At 43.1% G+C, this 24,366-nt stretch carries 23 protein-coding genes; 3 read left to right on the top strand and 20 right to left on the bottom strand.

What is annotated here, in order from left to right; translation table 11 throughout:
• Nucleotides 1-35: 35 nt before the first annotated feature.
• Nucleotides 36-1,025, bottom strand: a complete 990-nt coding sequence (locus JKM87_RS00330) for an NAD(P)H-dependent flavin oxidoreductase (protein ID WP_202076617.1) — start codon at nt 1,023-1,025, stop codon at nt 36-38.
• A gap of 227 nt (nt 1,026-1,252) precedes the next feature.
• Here JKM87_RS00330 and JKM87_RS00325 point away from each other — a divergent pair, with 227 nt between their 5' ends.
• Nucleotides 1,253-2,692 (top strand): aminotransferase class I/II-fold pyridoxal phosphate-dependent enzyme, encoded by a 1,440-nt coding sequence (locus JKM87_RS00325; protein ID WP_419761831.1) that lies wholly within the window; start codon nt 1,253-1,255, stop codon nt 2,690-2,692.
• Nucleotides 2,693-2,773: 81 nt separating this feature from the next.
• Here the strand turns inward: JKM87_RS00325 and JKM87_RS00320 are convergent, their stop codons facing one another.
• From JKM87_RS00320 to JKM87_RS00250, 15 genes are all read right to left on the bottom strand, one after another.
• Nucleotides 2,774-2,923 (bottom strand): GapA-binding peptide SR1P, encoded by a 150-nt coding sequence (locus tag JKM87_RS00320; RefSeq protein WP_202076615.1) that lies wholly within the window; start codon nt 2,921-2,923, stop codon nt 2,774-2,776.
• A gap of 238 nt (nt 2,924-3,161) precedes the next feature.
• The gene (locus tag JKM87_RS00315) at nt 3,162-3,461 is read right to left on the bottom strand and encodes a DUF3055 domain-containing protein (RefSeq protein WP_202076611.1); all 300 of its coding nucleotides are present in this window, start codon (nt 3,459-3,461) and stop codon (nt 3,162-3,164) included.
• 130 nt (nt 3,462-3,591) lie between these two features.
• On the bottom strand, nt 3,592-4,023 hold the full coding sequence (locus JKM87_RS00310; protein WP_202076609.1) for a hypothetical protein: 432 nt from the start codon (nt 4,021-4,023) through the stop codon (nt 3,592-3,594).
• 452 nt (nt 4,024-4,475) lie between these two features.
• Nucleotides 4,476-4,994 carry a GNAT family N-acetyltransferase gene (locus JKM87_RS00305; RefSeq protein ID WP_202076607.1) on the bottom strand — a complete coding sequence of 173 codons (519 nt, stop codon included), beginning with the start codon at nt 4,992-4,994 and terminating at the stop codon, nt 4,476-4,478.
• Nucleotides 4,995-5,062: 68 nt separating this feature from the next.
• Entirely contained in the window at nt 5,063-5,611 is a 549-nt protein-coding gene (locus tag JKM87_RS00300) for a hypothetical protein (RefSeq protein WP_202076606.1), read from the bottom strand.
• A 169-nt stretch (nt 5,612-5,780) separates the two neighbouring features.
• A complete protein-coding gene (locus JKM87_RS00295) occupies nt 5,781-6,527 on the bottom strand; it encodes a glucose 1-dehydrogenase (protein WP_202076605.1) in 747 nt (248 codons plus the stop codon).
• Nucleotides 6,528-6,593: 66 nt separating this feature from the next.
• On the bottom strand, nt 6,594-7,133 hold the full coding sequence (locus JKM87_RS00290) for a KR domain-containing protein (RefSeq protein ID WP_202076604.1): 540 nt from the start codon (nt 7,131-7,133) through the stop codon (nt 6,594-6,596).
• Between the two features lie 36 nt (nt 7,134-7,169).
• Nucleotides 7,170-8,252, bottom strand: a complete 1,083-nt coding sequence (locus tag JKM87_RS00285) for an MBL fold metallo-hydrolase (protein WP_202076602.1) — start codon at nt 8,250-8,252, stop codon at nt 7,170-7,172.
• 152 nt (nt 8,253-8,404) lie between these two features.
• The gene (locus tag JKM87_RS00280; RefSeq protein ID WP_202076598.1) at nt 8,405-9,046 is read right to left on the bottom strand and encodes an NUDIX hydrolase; all 642 of its coding nucleotides are present in this window, start codon (nt 9,044-9,046) and stop codon (nt 8,405-8,407) included.
• A gap of 243 nt (nt 9,047-9,289) precedes the next feature.
• On the bottom strand, nt 9,290-10,810 hold the full coding sequence (locus JKM87_RS00275; RefSeq protein ID WP_202076597.1) for an ATP-binding protein: 1,521 nt from the start codon (nt 10,808-10,810) through the stop codon (nt 9,290-9,292).
• Between the two features lie 325 nt (nt 10,811-11,135).
• The gene (locus JKM87_RS00270) at nt 11,136-11,804 is read right to left on the bottom strand and encodes a hypothetical protein (protein WP_202076596.1); all 669 of its coding nucleotides are present in this window, start codon (nt 11,802-11,804) and stop codon (nt 11,136-11,138) included.
• Nucleotides 11,805-11,813: 9 nt separating this feature from the next.
• The gene (locus JKM87_RS00265) at nt 11,814-12,587 is read right to left on the bottom strand and encodes a hypothetical protein (RefSeq protein ID WP_202076595.1); all 774 of its coding nucleotides are present in this window, start codon (nt 12,585-12,587) and stop codon (nt 11,814-11,816) included.
• A gap of 320 nt (nt 12,588-12,907) precedes the next feature.
• Nucleotides 12,908-14,026, bottom strand: coding sequence for a glycoside hydrolase family 88/105 protein (locus JKM87_RS00260; RefSeq protein WP_202076594.1), 1,119 nt, complete (start codon nt 14,024-14,026; stop codon nt 12,908-12,910).
• 15 nt (nt 14,027-14,041) lie between these two features.
• Nucleotides 14,042-15,607 (bottom strand): tagaturonate reductase, encoded by a 1,566-nt coding sequence (locus tag JKM87_RS00255; protein ID WP_202076593.1) that lies wholly within the window; start codon nt 15,605-15,607, stop codon nt 14,042-14,044.
• A 2-nt stretch (nt 15,608-15,609) separates the two neighbouring features.
• Nucleotides 15,610-17,103, bottom strand: a complete 1,494-nt coding sequence (locus tag JKM87_RS00250; protein WP_202076591.1) for a UxaA family hydrolase — start codon at nt 17,101-17,103, stop codon at nt 15,610-15,612.
• Between the two features lie 222 nt (nt 17,104-17,325).
• Between JKM87_RS00250 and JKM87_RS00245 the strand changes: the two genes are divergently transcribed.
• Nucleotides 17,326-18,324 (top strand): LacI family DNA-binding transcriptional regulator, encoded by a 999-nt coding sequence (locus JKM87_RS00245; protein ID WP_202076589.1) that lies wholly within the window; start codon nt 17,326-17,328, stop codon nt 18,322-18,324.
• 123 nt (nt 18,325-18,447) lie between these two features.
• Here the strand turns inward: JKM87_RS00245 and JKM87_RS00240 are convergent, their stop codons facing one another.
• The 4 genes from JKM87_RS00240 to JKM87_RS00225 form a co-directional block, all read right to left on the bottom strand.
• Nucleotides 18,448-19,746 (bottom strand): Gfo/Idh/MocA family protein, encoded by a 1,299-nt coding sequence (locus tag JKM87_RS00240; RefSeq protein WP_202076587.1) that lies wholly within the window; start codon nt 19,744-19,746, stop codon nt 18,448-18,450.
• Nucleotides 19,747-19,841: 95 nt separating this feature from the next.
• Nucleotides 19,842-20,687, bottom strand: coding sequence for a carbohydrate ABC transporter permease (locus JKM87_RS00235; protein WP_336885102.1), 846 nt, complete (start codon nt 20,685-20,687; stop codon nt 19,842-19,844).
• Nucleotides 20,677-21,636 carry a carbohydrate ABC transporter permease gene (locus JKM87_RS00230; RefSeq protein ID WP_202076583.1) on the bottom strand — a complete coding sequence of 320 codons (960 nt, stop codon included), beginning with the start codon at nt 21,634-21,636 and terminating at the stop codon, nt 20,677-20,679. The genes JKM87_RS00235 and JKM87_RS00230 overlap by 11 nt, the downstream gene beginning before the upstream one ends.
• A gap of 80 nt (nt 21,637-21,716) precedes the next feature.
• Entirely contained in the window at nt 21,717-23,042 is a 1,326-nt protein-coding gene (locus JKM87_RS00225) for an ABC transporter substrate-binding protein (protein WP_202076582.1), read from the bottom strand.
• A 449-nt stretch (nt 23,043-23,491) separates the two neighbouring features.
• Between JKM87_RS00225 and iolB the strand changes: the two genes are divergently transcribed.
• Nucleotides 23,492-24,328, top strand: coding sequence for a 5-deoxy-glucuronate isomerase (gene iolB, locus JKM87_RS00220; RefSeq protein ID WP_236838483.1), 837 nt, complete (start codon nt 23,492-23,494; stop codon nt 24,326-24,328).
• Nucleotides 24,329-24,366: the final 38 nt, after the last annotated feature.

Here is a 24,366-nt window from a genome sequence, read left to right as displayed (position 1 = left end):
CAAACCCTCAGCGATTGCAGTCGCTGAGGGTTTTGTTATCCATTGTTATCTACTGCTTCTTGACATCTCTTGACCCGCGCCTGTGCCTCTTCCTCCATTCGCTCTAGCAGATCTGCCACACTAGGGACATCGTCAATCATTCCTATCACCTGACCTGCCCAGCCGAACCCTTCGTCTATATGACCTTCGTGAATTAATTTTTTATTTGTTTGACCACTGATAAGGGGTTGGAGATGGTCGTAAGTGGCACCTTGCCCTTCTTTTTCTAGAATTAAGCGCGTGGTTCGCGTATCCAAAGCTCTGGCCGGGGCCCCAAGGGTACGCTTAATCACCACAGTGTCATTTTCACTCCCTTGCAGGATAAGGGACTGATAAGCTTGATGAGCATGCAAGCATTCTTTGGTGGCGATAAAGCGTGTGCCCATCTCAATCCCGTCCGCCCCTAAAGCTAACGCAGCGAGTAGTCCTCTTCCATCTCCTATTCCGCCACTTGCGGCAACAGGGATGGATACAGCGTCAACAACACGCGGAATGAGGACCATCGTACCCGTATCGTCACGCCCTAAATGCCCGCCCCCTTCTTGTCCTACCGCCATAACCGCATCGGCCCCTAGCGCTTCCGCTTTTTGGGCCTGGCGCACGGATGAGACGAGCACTAGCGTGGCTGTTCCCGTTCCTTGTAGGCGTTCGAGTAGCGGTTGAGGGTTGCCACCAGTCATACTAATCACGGGCACTTTTTTCTCAATGGCGACCTCTAGCATCTCTTCATAAGGTCGTCCGTGTTGACCAATGGCAAAATTCACACCAAAAGGTTGATCCGTCTGCTCATATACTTTATTGATTTCTCTTTCCAATTCGCTGGAGGATGATAGCGACATCGCCGTGATTTGACCTAATCCACCCGCACGAGATACGGCTGCTGCCAAGTCTGCGTAGGCAAGATAAGCCAGTCCCCCTTGGATAATTGGACGCTTAATTTGTAATAATGAGGTTAGCCTTGTTTTCACTATACCCCTCCTCGTCATTATTATCTATATTTTAAAGGTTTGTTTGGGACTTGTAGAGGACTTGCATTATTTTTTGCTTGCATTCATGATATTTTCTGATATACTCTATTTGCTTTATTGAACCGTCACATAAACGTGACTTACATTCACTCACACTATAATATGATCACCTGCGTGTATAGAAAGAGGTGTTGTCCGTGTCTTCTCAATATGATCATACGCGCACCCCGTTATTTACCGGGGTTATGCAGCATGCGCAAAAGGACCCGATCCAATTTCATATCCCTGGACATAAAAAAGGAAAAGGCATGAACCCTGAATTTCGTGACTTTATAGGGCAAAATGCGCTTAATATAGATTTAATTAATATCGAACCATTAGATGATCTTCACCACCCACAGGGCATTATTAAGGAGGCACAAGCACTTGCAGCTGACGCATTTGGTGCTGACCACACCTTCTTCAACGTGCAAGGGACAAGTGGTGCGATCATGGCCATGATTCTTTCCGTATGTCAGCCAGGAGATAAAATTATTATCCCTCGCAACGTGCATAAATCCATCTCGTCTGCCATCATTCTGGCGGGAGCCATTCCTGTTTTCATCCATCCCGCTATGGATAAAAAGTTGGGTATTTCCCACGGTATGGCCACTACTGCTGTACAGACTGCGTTAGAACAGCATCCCGATGCTAAAGCGGTATTAGTGATTAATCCGACGTATTTTGGTGTAGCCGCAAATGTGAAGGAGATTGTCCAAGTCTCTCATGCGTATGACGTCCCTGTTTTAGTAGATGAGGCGCATGGGGTGCACATCCACTTTCATGAAGATTTACCGATGTCTGCTATGGAGGCCGGGGCTGATATGGCGGCGACCAGTGTGCACAAGCTAGGTGGCTCGATGACGCAAAGCTCTATCCTGAACATTCGAGAAGGTTTGGTTACAGCGAAACGGGTGCAAACCGTCATTAGTATGATGACGACCACCTCAACATCCTACTTACTGCTATCCTCATTGGACGTGGCACGCAAACAGCTCATGTTAGAAGGTCACTCATTAATCAGCGAAGCGATGGCCTTATCAAATTGGGCTCGTCAAGAGATAAACAAGATGCCTCACTTATACTGCATGGGTGAAGATATTCTTGGTAACGATGAAGCGATCTATGATCTAGACCCGACTAAACTACTGATTCATGTCAAGGATTTAGGTTTGACGGGCTATGACGTAGAAAAGTGGCTACGTGAAGACGCCAATATTGAAGTTGAGATGAGTGATCTGTATAACATATTGTGTATTGTGACACCAGGAGATACTAAAGCGGATGTTGAAACGCTCGTGCAAGCGTTCGAGCGTTTACTACACGTAGCTGTGGAGCAACCGGATAAAGTGACCAATCTGCCCGTAGAGCTCCCGAATATTCCTAAGCTAGCCATGTCTCCACGAGATGCGTTCTATGCCGACACAGAGTTGGTTCCCTTTTATGAGTCTCACGGGAGGATCATTGCTGAGTTTATTATGGTCTATCCGCCAGGTATCCCTGTGCTTTTACCTGGGGAAATCATCACACAGGATAATCTCGATTATATTCAGCATAATTTAGAAGTTGGCCTTCCTGTACAAGGACCTGAAGATTTTGATTTTAGATACCTGCGTGTGATAAAAGAACATCGCGCCATTATGTAAGATGAAGCTATAACGCGTGCTTTAGTTGCACATAGAAATTAAAAGTCCCCTCCACATTGAGAGGGGATTTTAAATTAGTTTCTAGTTTGAATGGTGTAACACTTTCTCCTTGTGTTCTTCTTCCTGCTTACAAGTTTCACACATGGTACACGTACCGTACAGGGTCGATACTTTCGTATCCTCAAAATGTCCAATCGTCTTCTCACACGTTTGACACACAATCGTCCCCACGACGTTTCCCCTCACTTTCATGTAAGCGTTTTAATAATGTTATACTAATATAGTATTATGATATATTATTTTTGTCAATGAGATATGTGCGTGCCCTTAGTGCTTATCAAGATAATAGGTTTCATAGGTTCATATCAAAACGCCTAATGACACATATGGGTTTACGCTTACAAAAAAAGGGAAATAACGAGGGGATAAAAAGGTATGAGGATAATTTGATTTTCGCTCAGCCACTCCATTACTCATATTGAGAAAGCAATGACGGGAAAGGGAGTTGATGACGGAAGAATTCAGCTAGCTTCTCTCCTTCACCCGGATCTGATAGTTGAAAGGTTGTCAGCAGGTGATCTATGTTGCTTGCCTCCTCTGCACAGAGAAGAGTGGACTTACCAGTTTGCATACAAATCACAAGTGGTTTACCGAAAAATTGGTTGGTATATATAATGCCAAAATCATACCGAGCCAAATCTGTCACAAATCCCACAAACTTAACAGTGGCTCGTTCCACCTCTTCATACAAACGCTCATAACCGTCCAAGGGCTCCCCCTCCTTTATGCTAAATCTTAATCCCTATATGTATATGACTAGATTGCTCGTCTATATTCCGCAAGCACATTTGTTTAACGGTTTGTAAGGTCTATCTCCAGGGTGATGCTCGTTGACTCGCTTATATTAACCGATTTTTAACATAGGTCATGACTTCGGAGAAGAAGTCATAATCATCTTGATCAAATAAGTGATATTGATCCGTATATATGACTAAGATGCCTAATAAATGGTGCCCATGGTAACAAGGAAAGCAGATTTTTACCCAGTCACCGTATTCGAACGTCTGGCATTCCCCTCTGATGGCACAAAGCGATAGATCATTATTTCCGAACTGTACATCCTGTTCGGGCTCTACATGTCCAGAATGGGCGAGTAATGTAAACGCCAGGTCTTTGCAGAGATACACATGTGAAGAGCGATACAAGGGATTATTAGCGGTTATTAGGTTATTGACATGTTCTATAAAAGAGATAGTATTTAAATTTTGATCTCCACACCGGCCTATTTCATACCTTAATTCATCTAGGGTGTCGGATTTTGAAAACTGCATATCAAACTCCCCCTTTTTAAAGCTTTTATTTTTTTATGTTTTTATATTTTCACTTTTTATTTTTTTATTTTCATTTACTTTAATGTTACTCATCGTTTTTACTTCTTCATCACGTGCCAACAACAAGGTTCACTGCCAACGATTTTAGGAATCACCATCATTATAGGGTATAAACATTAGTTATGAAACATATAAATATCCCCTATCATAGCCATTGTATCCAATACGATACCATGTTTCTACATTAAATCTTGAACTTCAACATTATATACGGATTTGGAGGGAAGGAGGTTTCACTTTTGCGACAATTTATGGCTGTCAATGCAAATAAAGAGCACTTTACTTCCAACTCATACGATGATCAAGAGTTGAGAGGTAAAGTGCCCTATCATTATGATTTTGAGTGTCTGCCGTTTGTATACTCGCCTTTTGATTTCCGCCTAAAATGGTGCTTAATATACTGCGGGATCACTCACTTGCATATGATAGACGTGTAACAGTCCTTTTGGTCCCATGACCCGGTGACCCTTATCTTTAAAGCCTGTCCTTTTATAGACTTGCTGAGCGATTTCGTTATTCTCGTTGACGGCTAATATAAGCTCGTTTATCTCAGGAAAATTTTCCGATACAAACTTGGGAAGGAGCTGTAAGGATGTCTTAGCGATTCCTTTCCCTTGATAACGCGTATCTATAGAATAGGCCCTGATGAGCATCGCTTGTTTATTATCGTGATAGTCTTTTACACCGTACCATCCATGTAGGACAAAAAAGCCTACCATGACACTATGACTGAATATGACGATGGGATGTCGTGTATGATCTATCTCACATTTCTCAACCGCCTCTAATGGATGGGAGGTGTAACATAACTGCTCCTCTGAGAGTCTATACCCTTCCAACTGTGCTTTCATGTGTGACTGGAGAAAGTCTAGGCTGACAGTAGTATTAGGTGATGCTGTTGCTTTATCCATTGCTTTTGCCCCCAGAACTGATCGTTTTTATTCATTTGTCCTTATGACTTAGATATTTCTTGCTTTTATCATCTGTCTGTAGAAGCATTCTCTATATATCGGTACTGATTGACCACGTAGATACCGTGACCCCCTTGTTCACTCGGTTGAATCAGATGTAACTGGATCACTTTCTCGTCACGCCATTCATATTGTATGACTTTCTCAGATGCTTGATCCACTAGCACGTCAGATCCACTGTTCACGTCTACGTCCATTTGGTGTAGAAACTCTAGTGCAACTTGAGTAGGGTCAAGTAACCCAGGTCTATTTCCATTGTTGACTTGTTCCTGTAGCTGGTCCATGTCGCTTAGTTTATAGTCTGTTTGAATCCAATCCTCACTATCAAGATCTACTACCGAGAGATGACGTTCGGTATCAGAATGCGTATCATTCTCGTCCTGTACACCTTTTTCGTTCTCCTCAACTCCTTCGGCACTTTCAGTATCTCGTTGGGACTCACTTTCTACAGTTGATCCATCTTCCCCATTCTCTACATCGGCATCTGTTTGACCACTACACGCACCTAAGACCAAAATAAAACCAAGCATGATGTATGTGGTATGTCGTTTTAGCATCATTTTTGTGTGTATGTCTCTCTCCCCCTCATCCTTAATCATTTTTTAAGTATACAATGCTCTACTAAATATAACGGAGAAAGAGGGACAAAAGTTCCACCAAAGGGTCTTTTTTTACTTTTAATGTCATTTTTTGCCCTCCCTATGTGATTGTTTCCTCCATCACTTCTTATGGTTCGTATATCATTTTGCGTGTCATTCCACCGTCAATGACAAGGTTGGCCCCATTGACGAAGTCATTTTCTTCAGCAGTGAGGTACAAACATGCCCTAGCGATATCTTCAGGCTCTCCGACACGCCCTGCTAAGTGTTGGGCATGATCACGTACACTTAACTGTGTGTCTTTATCTGTTTCTATCCAACCCGGACTGATACAATTCACCTGGATGTGATCGGGGGCAAACGAAGCAGCCATGGCATGGGTTAAGGCTACGATCCCCCCCTTAGTAGCCGCATAAGCCTCTGAGTGGGGCTCAGACATCATCGCCCTAGTAGAGGATAGATTAACGACGGAGCCGCCTCCATTTTGTCGCATATATTTCGCTGTCTCCCGTGTACATAAAAAGACACTGCGTAAGTTTGTATTGATGATATGATCCCACTCATCCACTGTCAGTTCATTAGGTGATGCCCATTTGGAAACACCCGCATTATTTATGAGAATGTCAATTCTACCATGTTGTTCAAAAGCTTGGCTTACTAAGGCTTCAATCTGGCTAGGCTGGCTGACATCCGTTTGAATGAATGTGCTCTGTCCGCCCTTTTCAGTGATACATTGCGCTGTTTGCTGTCCTGTAACCCTATCTTTCTCCCCTATTATGACATGAGCACCTTCCTCAGCATACGCGAGTGCAATGGCCTGTCCAATACCGTGACCTGCTCCGGTTACAATTACGACCTTATCTTGAAAACGCATGATGGATCCCTCTCTTTTTCTACATGTTGTCCTCTTGTAAATGTATTGATATGATTTCCTTTTGCTTTACGGTCTCTTCTCCCACGGGTGTAACTGTCCGACAACGTAAGGACTATTCTTTGTTTGGATTGCATCGATGACCCCCATAGATATTTCTTCGTTCGTTAACCACCTAGAGGTAGAACCCGTTAATTTAAAACCAAGTTGAACCTGGACATATTGACACTGGGCAGGTGTGTCCAACTTTTTTAGTATCTCTTCTAAGTTAGAACTACTACCAAGTACATGGAACAATTGAAATGTTTCCTTTTGGTGCTGACTAATCGTTTCCAGGACTTGTGCCAATGCGTGTGGTGCAGTACGATGAATCCAAGCGACAACCAAAGTGATAGGCGCTTGATGTTGTAAATCTCTAACCTCGTGCTGTAAGGCTGCACCGTCAGTGTAGTCCACTGATACAGGGATGATACCCTTGTTCCTGTCTTGTAACTTCTGAAGTTTAGATCGGCTTCTCCCAATAACGGCTACTTTATAACCTTGTTCAGCTAACCATACACTCGTTTGCGCTAACATACCCGATCCACCAATGATTAGTGCTTGGCTCATGAGATCTCTCCTTTTTAAATCTGTTATCTGTAAGGGTTAGGGCACAGTAAACCGTGTGACCCCTTCAGCATCAGTGACTGTTACTATTTCACCACGCGCTTCTAATAAATCCAGATGTCCTAGTATTTCTGAAAAGATAAGAAACTGCTGTTGGGGCTCAGGTTGTGGAAATATGGCTAAACATATATCCATGAAGTTTAGAGCAGAAGATTCCCCGTGCCATTTAGAATAAATACCTTTCTGATTCTGTGAATCTGTTTGAGTAGCTTCGTGATCCGACTGTATGACTTTAACGTCTGTGTGCACAGCTTCGATAATCAGTCCCTTTATCTTCTCTGCACGCGCGTTCATTTGTTTCAACCTTTTATGTATGAGTGAATCAGGGTCTCTAACGACGTCTCCATGACCAGGGTAAACGGTTGTGACGTCTAGTTCTAGACATTTCTTCAAAGCCTGCTCATATTGCACAAGTGTTTTCGGTCTGTCTACCTCCCCAGGAAAGGGAGGTTCAATAATAGCGTTTGACGAGATATGCCCGATTAAATGATCTCCCCCTATCATAATCCCCTCATCTTCCTTATACAGGATGATGTGACTTGAGGCATGGCCAGGTGTTTCATACACTTTCCACCCGGATAATCCGGGGACATCATCTCCTTCACTTAAGGTTGTATGGAGTGCACCTACACCGTACGAGTGCATGATCGATGTGTGTTCTTTATTCATATTATGAATCATGGATGGGTCTATACCAAGGCTGTTGTAGAGTTGTTCAAAATACGTACGCTGAGCATTGAAAAAAGACGGATCTTCTTCAAGCCAAGGTTTATTTTTAAAATGTCCCATAACGGTTAACTGTCCATGAGGAAAAAACGGTAACAAACCCACATGGTCTGGATGATGGTGGGTCAGAACCACCTGATCAATATCGCTAGGCATCATACCGTATGCGTTTAGTTGCTCGACAAAGCTAAGCCAAGCTTCCTGTGTATATGGACCTGCATCAATGAGGGTTAATCTCTCTCCCGTTATGATATAGACATTAACAGGGCCAACGGCAAAAGGCGTTGGTAGTGTGATGGGATAAATTTGCTGTACTGCTCCATCATTTGTTGACATGCCAGCAACTCCTTTACATATCTTACACGTACCACAAAGATTAATGAATGAGCATTCACTCACCACAGTAGAACGTCAGAGTAAAGTAAGTGACACCCTTTGTCGTTGTTTCATTTATCAACAAGGTGTACGAAACGGGGCGACCGGGCTTATTAGTCCATGGCCGTCTTATATAGGTCGACGAAGTGACGCAGAATACGAGCCGTGAGTCCCCAAATCACATAATCTTGATAGTAATAGAAGTATTCCGGCAAACTCGCTTTACGCCAATCATACTTTTCGCCTTTGGGGATGAGATGATAAGGAAAGTTCTCCTCCGGTTCGGGTATGAGGTGCAAATCGTATCTCTCCGGTTCATGTTCTAAGAAGTGCTGAATAGGTACAGAGAACACTTCTGCCACTTCCTCAGGGTTAGGCGTCATCTGTGTCTCATGATTGATACAGCCAGCAAACGGATAAACGATAGAATGATGAGCTAACGGGAGGAAATCTAAAGCGGCTATAACCTCCACTTGATTTTCCTGAATACCTAGTTCCTCACACGTTTCACGGATAGCCGTGTCTTGCATGCTGTTGTCGGCCGCATCCACTCTTCCACCAGGGAAACATATTTCTCCGGGTTGTCTTCTAAGTTGATGGGAACGGACTTCGAATAATATGTGCATTTCCCCCTCAACAGACATCATAGGGATTAGCACGGCTGATTTATGGAAAAACTCATGATCTAATATATGGGGTTGGCGCGTCTTTAAGCGTTGTTCTAATAGGTCTAATCTATCTTTATTATTGTTCATGAATGGCCACTCCAATTTGAGATGTCTTTTACTGGAACAACATGATACGGGTACTGAGTACCATCGTATACTTTAGCATTAATTATACAGTAAAACCTTTTGAGGTAAAAAGGTTAACGGGGGCTCCACGTTTTGAGTGTTTATCAGTTCCCGGTACCGTTTCTGTGGTTAATTAGTAAGAACTTACGAGAAGAAATCGCAAAAAACAGAGGAAGATCGATTACGGGGGAGCAGTCACGTTTGTCATTGGTATGTCCCATTCTCTGAACTATGAGGAAAAGAAATATAAAAAGTCGTCCCTTTGCCAACCTCGCTTTCGATTTGCACCTCCCCTTGCATCGCCTTAATGATACCGAAAGCGACCATTGTACCAAGTCCAGTTCCTTTATCCTTCGTTGTATAGTAAGGCGTACCGAGCTTAGCCACTTGTTCTTCATCCATACCTTTACCAGTATCTTTAATTTCTACGATCACTCTCTTAGCTTCTTTCTTAAGTGTAATATGAATATTTCCGTTATCTTCTACGGCCTCAACTCCGTTTTTTATAATATTAATAAAGGATTGGTGAAGCTTCTTACTTTCTCCTAATATATGGAGGGACTCTGCCTCCCGACTCACTTGAATATGTATATTCTTCATAGTTGCGTATGGGTTAATAACGGATATGATATAATCGATCTCTTGGTTTAAATCTAAACATTCTACGTTGTCTGGGGATGGTTTAGCAAACGTGAGATAGTCCGTAATAATATTTGAAGCTCTGTCTAATTCTCTCAAGCTTAAATCGATATAATGCTCCCTATTCTCTTCCGATAAATCAGCATTTTTCAATAACTGGATAAAACCTCGCGTCACCGTCAATGGATTCCTTACCTCATGAGAAATACTGGCGGAAATTTGGCTAACCGTATTAAAGTGTTCTAATTGACTGAGTTCTTGTGATAACGTATGCTCTATGACTAAACGCTGCACTTCCTCTTCTAGCAACTTTTTATCCGTTATATCACGTAGATGAACCGCCCAATTACATATCTTATGGTTCATATCGAATATGGGGGTGATGGAAAGCATCATATTATACTCTTTCCCGTCATCAGTCATACGTATGGTATTAATCGTGTCTAGCTCATCGTTCACCTCTCCCTCTTGCTCATAAACAGCTGACACCACTTTGGTATAGTACTGTTTCATCTGATCTATTAAGTGTGGGGGGATAGAGGGACAGTCTAGAATATGAAACCCTTCTAGGTTTTCTTTTTTCCACCCTAACAGCTTTGAAAATGCTTGGTTAGCGAGCACAATCTTCGCATCAAGGTTGAGTAATAAAATTGGATCACGATTATTTTCGATAAATGATTCACATAAATCTTGTGAACGTTGCAAGATATCCGCTTCTACATCTTGCTGATCTAGCATATTGGTGATATACAACGTGACACTCAGAATTTCACCTCTTAGTATGTTTGGAACGGTTTTTATTAACAGCTCTGAGCGGTGACGGTGATGTTCCGCCCCCATGCCCATTTGGAATTCATGTGTTTCGCCCCTAACCGATTGATGAAAATAGTAATGAAATTCTGCAGAACTCTGGAAACAGTATACATCCTTGTAACTCCTGTTTAAGAGTAAATCTCTGTTGTCGTTAAAAAGCTCACCGGCATTGTCATTGGCATAAATAATATCTCCGTGAAGGTTAAGGATGCATACCGCTTCAGAATGGTAATCAAATAGAAAAGGATAACTTTCAGATAAATGAATGGACATGATTAGAGACACTCCTCGTTATATTACAACACAATAGACACTGCATTATAATGTTATATAACACCTCCATTATAACCTATTTGCAGAAGTATTTGGCATTTTATAAGAGAAAGGGTACATAAGACGATCGAATCTAGCGTGTTTCCAACAATAAAAACACTTGAATGTATAACTAGAATCACTAATGAGGATTCATCACCATTAAACAACATCCAAATGTTTCTGTACCAAACGTGCATCAATATTTACCATTTTTGAGGCTTAACAAAGATAATAAAGATGACATGAGTTGTTATTTTTACCAATACCTGCTCCCCCGATCCTGTCACCTTGTGCTTTCATCTGACAGATTGGTTCCGATACTGAATGTGGATGGTGAGGGTTCACCCTGAAGTTGAGCCTGTTCTGTACACTTGTCGTTGTACGTTCTCAGAAATCGAACAACGATAATGGCCATCGTAAGATAGACAACGTAGCTTGATATCGACAATACATCTAATATCATCCACTCTCGTTCTGTCACCAGCTCTAGTTTACGATCAATGTAACGGCCATAAGCATCACCGATATACTGCACAAAATATAGTAGCGGCACAGCTAGTAACAACATAGTCCCTAGCCTAGTATTTTCCATTACCCGTTTCATAAAGCTTGACAGTGTGTGATAAACATTGGCCCAACCCCAAAGGTTATAAATCGGAATGAGAATGCGTGCAAGAGCTTGCTTAGGCGTCACGTCGTAACTTGGTTGTAACGCTATTAAATCTTCATGTACACGGTAGATCCATATAAGATAGATGACAATGGTCAAGTAGTACAAGGTGGTATTAAAAATCAGTGATATTTGGGCCAACGTTGTGTAAATGTGATGTTCAAACACCATCCCGTTATTTAACCATATGATGGTGAGGACGATATCAAAGAGGGAAAAACCGAGTCCGATCCATAAGTATAATAATAAAATAGTACTTACTGTGTCTGATTTTAAATCCATAAGTCCCTCCTAGTGTGTCACGCTTGGTAGCATCCGTAAAAAGCTTAAGGCTTCGTCTAAATCTGCCACGGGGACAACCTCTAAATTCAATTCATACTCTTCCTTTAGTCTTTCCGCCTCAAACTGATTACTCCATTCTTCAAACTCATACCACTCCTTATCCTTAGGCACAAAGAAAAAATCGACTTCATTTAACTCAGCTGTTAAGAGTTTATGCTTAATGCCACCGACAGAGCCCACTGTCTGGTCCCACTCCAAAGTACCTGTCCCCGCTATCTTATACTGCCTTCTCGAAAAATTCTCCTCATTCATTTCTTCCACTAAACCAATCGCAACCATTAAACCAAAAGAGTCCCCTATATACTCTTCCGTCTCGGCAATGATGGCATTTGTTCTTTCTACTAAGTCATAATCAAGGGCACGTTCTGTCTGTGCATCCGCCTGTTCGACCACATTCACCACCACCTCTTCCCTCTCCTCTTCCCAATCTTCTATCCAATCTTCGTATAGAAAAACATCTTCTTTCTCCAAGGGATAGAAATCAGCGTGAGGGAATTCAGAGCCCGTGATGATTCTTTCATAAATGTTACTTGTATACCCTGATTGAATGTATGTGAGATACACTGATCCCTGTATACCTAACTCTCTTACATTAACCACTTCCCCTAATCCTTCGAACTCTGCATAAGTAGGGTATACCAAAACGATGGTCACCAGTAATGGTAGGACTAAGAGAGCCAAACCGATCGTCAGCCCCTTGTTGCGCTTCTCTGCTCTGTACATAAATAAGATTCCTTTCAAAAAAATAAAATGTAGTCTTCTACGTATATAAAAGCGGGTCTATGGATCTCCCTCTATGTATCTATTAAGTGTATCGTGCCCTGTCTTTTTTTTATAATGGTCAGATGACCACAGGAATAAAAAGAGTCTACCAAACCTTCGACAAATTGTAAAATTATGCTACACAAATGAACCCAGTTGGATTCCCAACTGGGCGGATGTTCGCTTAAAAAATGGACACCATACATCCCTTTAAATAGCTACTTTATACGTTTGACTTTTTTTCTTGTGTGAATAGCAGCCCTTCAAGAATACCCTAGGCCCTAACGTCCCTGTTGAATTCTGTCTATCTCTACACACGCCATGATAAAGGCCCCGACACCATGGAGATCGTTCGTGCTTCTTTCGCGAGTGACATAATAGTCATATAATCCTGCAGAGGTGCCCACACAAATGTCGTTTAAACGTACATTTTCGCCTTCACGCCATTCTACTTTTTCAGTAATGAGTCCGTTGTAGCCTTTCTCCATGGCTGTCGTGTAAGTCCTGTCTAGTATGCCTAAACGCATCCCTTTAGCTATGGTATAAAGGAATAAACAGGAGGCGGACGTTTCTAACCAGTTATCAGGTTGGTGGCCTTTATCTACAACCTGATACCACAATCCTGAACGCTCATCCTGATATCGAAGGAGATGATCGACTAATTGCCGGACTACATCCGTCAGCTCTCCTTTTTTCGGGTGGGAGGAAGGTAAGTCTTCTAGTATATCGACTAGCGCCATACCATACCAACCGATGGATCTTCCCCAAAAGTCAGGCGATTGGCCTGTGTCGGGGTCAGCCCATGATTGTTCCCGCTTTTCATCCCATGCGTGGGCGTATAATCCTGTCGTATTGTCTTTCGTATTCTTACGCATTAGGGATTCTTGGAACAGTGCCCATTCTATTAATTGTGGTTCGTTAAACATTTCCCCGTATTTGACGGTAAAAGGGCCGGCCATGTACAAGCCGTCTAGCCACATTTGGTAAGGATATTTATCTTTATGCCAATAGCCTCCTTCACTCGTTTTGTTAATCGTGTCCAAGAGGTGACGTAATTTTTTAGCGGCTAGGGCATAGCGACGGTCTCCAGTTTTTTTGTACAGTGGAAACAGCAATAACCCTGCTTGAATGGCATCAAGCTCATCTCTACGGAAGTATAAGCTACCATTCTCATCAATGAGATAATCGACGTAATCTTTTAGATACTGATAGTACGCTTCATTCTGAGTCTGTTCCCAAAGGCGATAGACGCCGTATAGGAATACCCCTTGATGGTAATGCCATCTTCTCTCTGGTGGAAGCATTGGTGGTTCATACGTACGCATGAGTGACTGACTCGCTTCCTCTGCCCATGTTAAGGGGGACATCGTTTTAACGTTTTGTGGCTGTTGCTCGCTCATAACGCTTTCCTCCTTTTAACCTCTTACATTTTTCGACTGTTGTTGAGCTCCGTGATTGTGACTCTCTTCTATTAAGGCTTGAAGTTTCTGAGCTGTTTGAGCATAAATACGCTTTAAGACATCCCGGCTCAATCCACATTTTGAGAGTGGCGTCGGCCATATGCGAGAAGAGGACAGGATCGATTCGACTAAACGGTTAATATCACCGTCTCGGTCATAAGCATGCCAGAATGTCTCGAAAGTCGTTAATGCTGATTCAGCATCCTTTAGCTCGTAAGATTGTTTCACCCCATCCTTCCATCTCCATGCAATCCATTGGCCATCTTCGTTCTGCTCACACCTGTAAAATAGGATGAAGTATGCGAGTGAAGTGAGTAGCCCATCGGGGATTGTGTCTTGTTCTTCTACGCTTTCTATTAATGTGGGTAATAGACGTGTGCAAAACTTGGTGGTACTGTTCATGGCGATATCTAATAAACGATGATGAAGATACGGATTTCGAAAACGATCATACGTTTGACGAATATACTGATCGACTTCTTCCTGTGGAAAAGGAAGGAGCGGACGTACATTTTGAGTTAAAAAGGCCTCTAGCCGCTGCGTTATGTCGATGTCATCCATCGCTTCGCGTACGGTGTCATGGCCATGTAGAAAAGCGATCGGAACCATCCAGGTATGAGCACCGTTCAATATTCTCACTTTACGTTTGATATAAGGGCTGAGAGACGGGACCCATTTCACATTGAGACCCGCTTCATGAAAAGGTAGGGCTTTCGCCATATCTTCATCCCCTTCAATCACCCACTGGTAATAAGGCTCAGCCACAGTGAGTAAGGCATCATGATATCCTAACTGCTCTAGTAAGCGTGATTCCTCGTGATGCGGATAACCTGTGACAATACGATCGACGATAGAATTAAGAAACACATTCTCTGTTTGCACCCACTTGTGGAACGCTTCATCTAACTCCCACGCTTTAGCATGCTGTAAAACGATATCTCTGAGATCGTCCCCTGCTCTTTCAAGGAGTTCACAAGGCACGATGGTCAGCCCTTTGAAATTGGCATATCTCCTCGTATTATTGTAGCGGCGATATAACAAAGCGGTCAGCTTGCCTGGATAAGAATGAATAGGTTGGGTCATGTCTCCTTTTTCTGGCTGGTACGTCACCCCCGCTTCAGTCGTATTGGAAAACACGTATGTGATATGAGGGTCATCCGCCAAAGAAAGGAAGGCCTCCCACTCTTGGTAAGGATCTATGGTTTTGGAGATACTCGACACAACCTGATGCTCCTCTGTCACTTGCCCCTCTACTAAACCTCTAGAGACCAGTGTGAAAAGCCCATCCTGTTGCCTTAGCTTTTGGAGTTTGGGCGCCCCTTGTTCTCTCGGTTGTGTGGCAGCGATCGTCCCCTTGAATACACCTTGTAGATTACATTGATCCACCATCCAATCGACGAACGCTCGTATAAAATTGCCTTCTCCAATTTGCACCGCTTTTACAGGATAATCATAAGGGGCGCGGTAGTGTTGACGATTCAGCGCAGCATGGCTATGGGTTTCCTTTTGATTGTGGTGCACCATTAGAGAATCACCCCGTCTTTGAATATAGCGATTTCTTTAAAGCCATTTTTTTCGTTATGGGTTTGCTTCCCACCTGAAGCTAACTCAAGGACATAATCATATAATTGCTGTTGCAGATCTTCAATGGACATCCCTTCTAATATAGGACCTGCGTCGAAATCAATCCAATTCTGCTTACGCTGATACAGATCCGAGTTTGTGGACATTTTGATCGTCGGTACTGGTCCGCCAAAAGGGGTCCCTCGACCCGTTGTAAAAATGACGATATGGGCGCCAGCGGCTGCTAACGTAGTCACTGATACGAGGTCATTCCCCGGTCCCTGTACGATATTCAGACCTTTCTTTTCCACAGTGCCGCCGTAAGGCAGAACATCGACCACATCGGCCAAGCCTCCTTTTTGGACACAGCCTAAAGATTTTTCTTCAAGTGTTGTGATACCACCAGACTTATTACCGGGGGAAGGATTTTCGTAGACAGGTTGGTCATGTTTGATAAAATATTCTTTGAAATCGTTAATTAAGTGAACCATATCTGAAAAAACGTTCTCATCTACGGCACGATTCATGAGTATCGTTTCAGCGCCAAACATTTCGGGTACTTCAGTAAGAATGGTGGTTCCTCCTTCACCGATGAGACGATCGGACAAAGCACCGACGAGCGGATTGGCTGTAATGCCAGAGAATCCGTCGGAGCCACCACACTTTAAACCAATTTTCAATTCAGATACGGGTACGGGCTCGCGTTCAAATTTTTCGGCATAGTGTACGAGTTCTCCAATGGCAGTTAGCCCGGCTTGAAGTTCATCTTCTACTTCTTGACTGACGATATATTTCACACGGTCTTCGTTGACATGGCCCACCACGTTTTTAAATGCAGCGATATGATTATTCTCACAACCGAGACCGATCACCAGTACCCCAGCTGCATTAGGATGTTGCACGAGGTTTCTTAGAATTTTCTGAGTATTGTGCAGGTCATCCCCTAATTGTGAGCATCCGAAGGGATGTGGATAATGATAGATACCGTCAATACCTGCATCCGCGAACTGCTGATTGGCCATCTTGGCGAGCACTTCTGCCGTCTTATTGATACAACCTACGGTATTGATGATCCAAATTTCGTTACGTATACCAACCTGACCATCATCCCTGCGATAACCAAGAAAAGTCCGATCTGAAGGTTGCGCTTTAACCTTGCTATTCTCTGCTTGGTAATCATAGGACAGTGTACTGTCTAGCTTTGTACGGACGTTATGTGTGTGTACCCAATCTCCTACTCTGATCCGTTGTTTGGCTACACCGATTGGAAAGCCATACTTTATGACCTCTTCTCCAGGCTCGATGTCTCTTATCGCCACTTTATGACCAGATGGGACATCCTCTCTAAGCGTGACCGTTTGATCACCTGTGTGGAGGACCTCCCCTTTCTGGAGAGATGTTAAGGTCACAATAACAGCGTCATCTTGTCTAATGTGTAAATGAGTCGATTTCAATCCTGTTCCACCTCAATTCTGAACATAAAAATCACCAAAATAACAACGTTGTTATTTTTATTCTATATGATATAATGGCAATTAGCAATCATTTATGACCACGTTTTTAGAATATTCGGTTAGAAATATATGTGATAAGTTGCTACTTGCACATTTGTGGAGTTCTGACATTGATCATACATGAAAAAGTAAACAGAATAGATGATTGGGAGGAAAATAAGCATGGGTGTAACGATCAAAGATATTGCCCGCTTGGCCGGAGTAAGCTATTCTACGGTGTCTAAGGCATTAAATGATAGCCCCCTGGTCAGGCCCGACACGAAGCAAAAAATATTAGACATTGCTAATGAATTAGGCTACCAACCTAACATAGCGGCAAAAAAACTCGTCTCTAACCAGAGTAAAACGATTGGTGTGGTGTGGCCTACCGTTAACAGGGTCGCTCTATCTACCATTGTGACGAAGCTCAATGAAGCTGTGGAAGCAGCCAACTACTCGATGATATTATCCATTAACGATGTCACCTCTGCTATAAACTTATTTAAAAGGTTTCAGGTGGATGGCATTCTTGTTTTTGAAACAAGCCATCAAATATTGAGAGAAGGCATCGATAGTCAGATTCCCCTTACCCTCATCGCTGTTCCAGATAGTCCTTTGCCCTCTATTGATGTCCGAAGGCGAGACGCCATCTACAAAGCGGTGGCATATCTTCACAACCTAGGGCACGAAAAACTGGCCTATGTCGGTCATCTTCCTGAGCAGCAGGATGGACAATTTGAAAAATATATTGGATTCACAGAAGCGCTTATTCGTCTCGGATTAAATCCGCGCCCAGAAATGTTCGTTAATACAGAGGGGCTGTATGTGGACCATGGTTACCGGGCCATGCATAAGCTTCTGCAGTCCGGCGAAAGACCGACGGCCGTGATTGCAGGGTCATATGAAATTACACAAGGGATTATACGCGCGACTAAAGAAGCAGGCTTACGCATCCCTAAAGACATTTCTTTAGTCGGATATGATAACATCCCTCAAATGGAGGAGCTAGAAGTCCCCGTCACCGCAGTCGGTGCTTCAGCAGAGACTATTGCTAATAAAGCGGTGGATGTGTTATTCAAGTATATCCATGACCCTAAAGCTCAGCCTACAGTCGCATCTATCGAACCGGAAGTCAATGAAAGGAAATCCTGCCAACCACTCTACAAAGTTGAAAGTGAGTAAGTTTATTAAAAGGGCGCTCTTATAAACAAAGGTATTTTACGTTGAGTAGGGTCAAACGTAAAATACCTTTTGTTCATTTGACATTTTCATTCAGGGCTTAACTTAACGGGAGTTGAATCGTCCTTATACTTTTTGTTTTACAGTGAGCAAATCGGCTAAGCGGATGGGCTTATTTTCTTGCACCGAACGCCACACAGCCTCTCCAGTTGACACGGCGTATCCCCCATCTATGGCACCGGAAAGAATAGGATATGTTCGTCGAGGGTCAACACCAAGAAAGAGATCTTCTAACATAACAGGGTCCGCTCCTCCATGACCTCCCTCGCGATGAACGACGTGTATCGTTTCTTTTGCCCCGAATATAGGGAAGTAATCAATCGTCTGCACAGGCGTTGGAAAGGGGATACGTGCTGGTGCATGATACTCCGTCGTTTCTATACGGCCTTTGGTTCCATTAATGGCAAGACGATACCCTTCGTAAGGAAGTGAAAAATTAATAGAATAGCTTAGCAATGCCCCTTTATTGTACTTTACTGTGGCCGTGTATGTATCTTCTATGTTAATGTCAGAATCAAAGATACATTGGTCCGGGCGATAACCAGTATAGTGCTCATGGTCATTTTTCAACCCGATCGCTCCAATATGGTCATCTTTGACTTTGAGTTGCTCACTCCGTGCGTGCCACCTCACGTAGTAATCGCAGTCTTGTCTCATTGAGCACGTCCCACAATATCTTCCATCAACCTGTTCTGGATTTAACTCTCCCTCTGGCCCGTAGTAGTTCAGTGCGCCGTAAGCAAAGACCTCCTCAGGTTGTTGATCTAACCACCAATTCACAAGGTCAAAGTGATGCGAGCTTTTATGAATAGAAAGTCCGCCTGAAAACTCGCGCATACGATTCCAGCGCTTGAAATAACTCGCACCGTGATACGTATCGATATACCAATTTAAATCAACGGACGTAATACGCCCTACCTTACCTTCTAAGACCAACTCTTTGATTTTGGTGTGGATAGGTGCATAGCGATAATTGAACGTGACCGTGACCTTCCCTTTACTCTTGGCCTCTGCGTCTAATATGCGTTGGCAGTCCTCTGCCGTTGTCGCCATGGGCTTCTCAACAATCACATCCAAATCATGTTCTAGCGCTTGTAATATAAAATTGACATGCGTATCATCGCGACTAGTCACAATGATCGTGTCTGGTGATGTCTCAGATACCATTTGCTTGAACTGTTCTGCCCCATATTCAGGCACTTCACTCAATTGCGGATGAATGGATGTACACACCTCAAAACGTTTTGAATCAACGTCTAGTAAGCCCACGATGTCTGTGTAGTCTGTGAAATGCTCCAACATCCCTCCGATAAAAAGTTTAATCGCACGGTTACTAAGACCACAGATAGCGTATTTTTTCTTCATACCGACTCCTATCCCCTTTCATATTTCCTCTCGTTGAACGGGAGCAAGAATTTCCCGTTTTCTATCCAGACGACCTCTTTCTGTTTGGTCAGGCCTTACTTAATCCCTGTCGTGGCAATCCCCTTAACAATATATTTTTGACAAAACAAGAACAGGATGAACTGCGGTAGTAGAGATAAAGAAGACATGGCGATTAAGGGGCCCCAGGCCGTCATGGCATCAGGGTCCATGAACCCTCTCAACCCTAATGCTACTGTATACAAACTGGTGTCCTGCAGAAAGATTAAAGGTGTGAAAAAGTCATCCCATGTCCACATAAATGAAAATATGGTCACGGTGATTAGTGCTGGCTTACATAACGGCAAAATAACATGCCAAAAAATACCGAAGGGTGAGCATCCGTCAATGACAGCGGCCTCATCCAACTCACGTGGAATGCCACGTATGAATTGAACCATAAGAAAGATAAAAAAAGCAGCACCACCTACAAAAGCAGGCACGACCAAAGGGAGAAATGTATCAATCCAGTTCAGCTTGTGGTAAAGAATGTACTGTGGTATGACGACCACTTGTACTGGAAGCATCACTGTGCCCAACAAGCAAGCAAACAGAAACTTCTGAAATTTAAATGTCAGACGAGCAAAACCATACGCGACCAAACTAGAGGAAAACAACGTGCCCACCACGACCAAACTTGTGACAATGATTGAATTTTTGAAGAAAAGGCCGAAGTCATATTGACCGTAACCTTCCCAGCCGACGGCGTAGTTTTCCCACTTTATATCCGAGGGGATAAGCGACGCTGCGTTTTGAAAAATTTCTGCTTCCGGTTTAATCGAACTGACAAACATCCACAGTATCGGGTACAGCATGATAAACCCCAACCCAATAATGAAAGCGTGGTAAAGTACAGCAGATAACGTTGATTTTCTATTGAGCACCTTGTTTTCCTCCCTCCGATTCATAATAAACCCATTTCTTAGACGTTAGGAAGATTAAAGCGGTCAGTATGCCGATAATCAATAATAGAATCCAAGCTAAAGCTGAGGCATACCCCATACGGAAGTACTCAAACGCATTTTGATAGAGATACAAAGCATAAAGTAATGTCCTGTCAATCGGTCCACCTGCCGTAATGAGAAATGCTTGCGTAAATGTTAAAAACCCATTAATCACAGCAAAAACGAGATTAAAAAATATCACCGGTGTTAGCATCGGAATAGTAATACGAAAGAATCTATGAAAAGCATTGGCCCCATCAACGGCCGCCGCTTCATATAACTCTGAAGGTATTTGTCGTAAACCGGCCAAGAAAATGACCATTGGTGAACCGAACTGCCACACAATAAGTAAAATAAGGACAGATAACGCATAGTCCGGATGTGCAAACCAGTTGTAACCTTCTATATTAAACCAAGCGAGCACATGGTTTAATGCCCCTTCACGACCAAATATTTGTCTCCATATTACAGCCACAGCGACACTGCCACCGATTATTGAAGGAACGTAATAGATGAGGCTATACACACCGGCCCCTCTGAATCCCATGTTCATTAGCATGGCAATCGCAAGTGCAAATATGAGTCTTAAGGGTACGGCAATAAAAACAAACAGAAATGTAACTTTCAAGGTTGTCCAAAATCGTGGGTCTTGCGTGAAAATATTAATGTAATTCTCCATTCCGATCCAACTAGGCGCACTTAATAGATCGTAATGAGTAAAAGATAAGTAAAGCGAGTACAACATGGGACCGACGATAATACCAATAAAACCAATGAGCCACGGTGAAATGAAGGCATAACCGATCAGATTGTTTCTGATCGTCCTTTGTTTCAATGTGGTTTCAACGACCTGGCGTTTCTTACCACCTTGTACAGGGACGTTCTCCATGTCCTAACCTCCTTAGAGAAGCTAAAGCCATCTAAACAACACTCTTATTTAGATGGCTTTCTAACTTCTAAGTCAATGCTTTACTGTCTGTTGATGACATCTATCTTTTCTTGCCTATATGTCTCAACCGCTTCTTCTGGTGTCATCGCTTTATATAATACGTTATAAAATGCACGATCAAAGACATCGTCTAGCTCACTGCCGGCCGGAGGGGGAGGTGGTGGCACATCACCAGCATAATCAGCAATGAGGTCAATGTAGTCAAACTGTTGTTGGACCGTTCGTTCAACATTACTATACAAGTGTTCCCTAATGGCAGAAGACACCGGCACCCCTCTGTCCCCCTGTATGATCTCATTGGCTTCTACATCATTGGTCATCCAATCCATAAATTTGGCCACTTCTTCCGGGTGTTCAGTGTCTGGACTCATGGAGAAGAACATAGATGCCCTGACGTACGCTCCCGTGTTCCCGTTTTCATGTGAAGGGAGTATAGTCATTTCAAATTCGCGGTCTGCGGCGTTCGTTACAGCAACAATCTGGTTACTGTGAATGATTTGCATGGGGGCTTGTTCATTAACAATGAGGTAGTTTTCTATCGTGTTGGCTGATTCAACAACATCGGCTGGAGGAACGACCCCTTCTTCTTCAAGGTCAAGCCAATAATTCATGAAGTCTACAAATAGTTGTTCATCTTCCCAACCTAAGCCTGTACCCTCTTCGTTATATAACCACTGAGCATGTTGCAATAAATAGTGACCGAAGGATCGTGCATGATTGACATCGACATAGGTTCCGTACATGTCTAGTCTTTCGGCCAAAAGGCGAGCGGTGTCAGCAAACTCTTCCCAGGTATACCCAGGCTCCAATACAGGGACGTCCGCTTCCTCGAAAAGATCCGGGTCATAGACGAGAGCGAAAGTGTTACTACCTGTGCTTAACCCCACCAGTTCATCATCGATGTACCCTGGGTCTAAACTGCTTTGATTAATATGCTCAGTATTAATGACATCTGAGTCAATATAAGGCTGTAAATCTGCCAACTGGCCTCTAGTCGCATACATTGGTAACCATCGGTCCACCATTTGGAATAGATCAGGTGCGTTCCCTCCTGCTACCTGTGTGGCTAATCGGTCAGCATAATCACTGAAGCCTAAAAATTCAGGGTGAATCTTAACGTGGGGATTGAGCTCCTCATATCTGTCAATCAAGGCTAAAGTTCTATCATGTCTATCTTGGTTGCCCCACCACAGAAAACGGAACTCCACATCATAATCTTCCCCATCAGCAGATTGTCCGTCCGTATCTTGACTACTTGGCTCCGAGCTCGTACATGCACTTAGTAATAAAGCAACCATAAGGAATACAACGGTGATAGAAAACTTAGATTTACCCTTTTTAAACATTGTCCTCCCCCTTTTTAAAAAATGAACATCGTACGTCTTGACCGTTAACCATTGATTGATGTCAAATCCCTTCGTGTTTTGGTATCCTCACTGGACTTAAACCTCAATGTAAGGGTTTACATTGTAATAACAACGTTGTAATTTTATATTATCATGTCTCCTGTGCGGTTTCAATATTTTTTAGAATATTTATATTATTCGGTTAGACGTCGTGATTCAATCCAAAACTCGCACCAAGACCACATCTTTCACCGTTCTACCTCTCTTTCCCGCTGATCACTCAAGTCAAATGGTCGACGCTAAGGGACGATTCTATGAAGGAAAAACACAAAACACACGACCTTGTGTCATTTTAATCTATCGAGAATAATGATTGCTTAAATTTTTTTAATATTGTAGTATGTTGTTAACAACGTTGTTAATTTAATGCATAGGAGAGGAGTTATGATATGGAATTGAAGCGATTTTACAAAGCAGAAAAAATTGAAGGGTACCAGGACATCATTGCCGAGAGTGACGCCTTGTTAGATTACCTCGCCCTAGCCAAAATTTCTCTTAAAGAAAAGGAAACCGTCAGTAAGCAAACGGCAGGGTTTGAAACGGTCCTTGTGATTTTATCGGGAAAAGCCACCATTCGTACAGAAGGCATTCAATGGGAGCAGCTCGGTGGCAGAAAGAATGTGTTTGAGGGGCAAGCGACTGCCGCGTATATCCCGTGTCACTCTGAGTATGAAGTGGAAGCTGAAACGAATGTGGAGATTGCTGTCTGTAAAGCATTAGCGGACGTCAAGCACGAACCGTTTGTTATCCGACCAGATGATATCGTCGTCCATCAGCGTGGACAACAAATGTGGCAAAGAAAGGTCCATGATATTATTGCTGATAACGCGGACGGGCGTGTCCAACGCATCGTTCTCGGAGAAACGTTTAATGACCCCGGGCATTGGTCTGGTTACCCTCCACATAAACATGACGGAGAACATGCCCCTGAGGAGCCTAATCTAGAGGAAATCTATCATTTCCAGCTTAATCCTAGTCATGGCTTCGGTGTACAATTACACTATACGAAGGATGGCAAGATAGATGATGCGTATACGATTAGGCAAGGTGACAGTTTTGCGATCGATGTAGGGTATCATCCTGTCAATGCTGCGGGTGGATATCAAGTCTATTACTTATGGTTTATGGCTGGGAATACAGGTCGCAAACTCAACCCTTATGAAGACCCTGACCATAAGTCCCTCAATGACAACCCTACCCCAACCTCAGACCAACATGTATTGTAGAGCCGTCAAAAAAAGTGCACGTCATTGTGCACTTTTTT

Source organism: Caldalkalibacillus salinus, assembly GCF_016745835.1.
Lineage (GTDB): Bacteria > Bacillota > Bacilli > Caldalkalibacillales > JCM-10596 > Caldalkalibacillus_A > Caldalkalibacillus_A salinus.
Note: the sequence above shows the minus strand (reverse complement) of the source record. Positions and strands in the feature narration are given on the sequence as shown.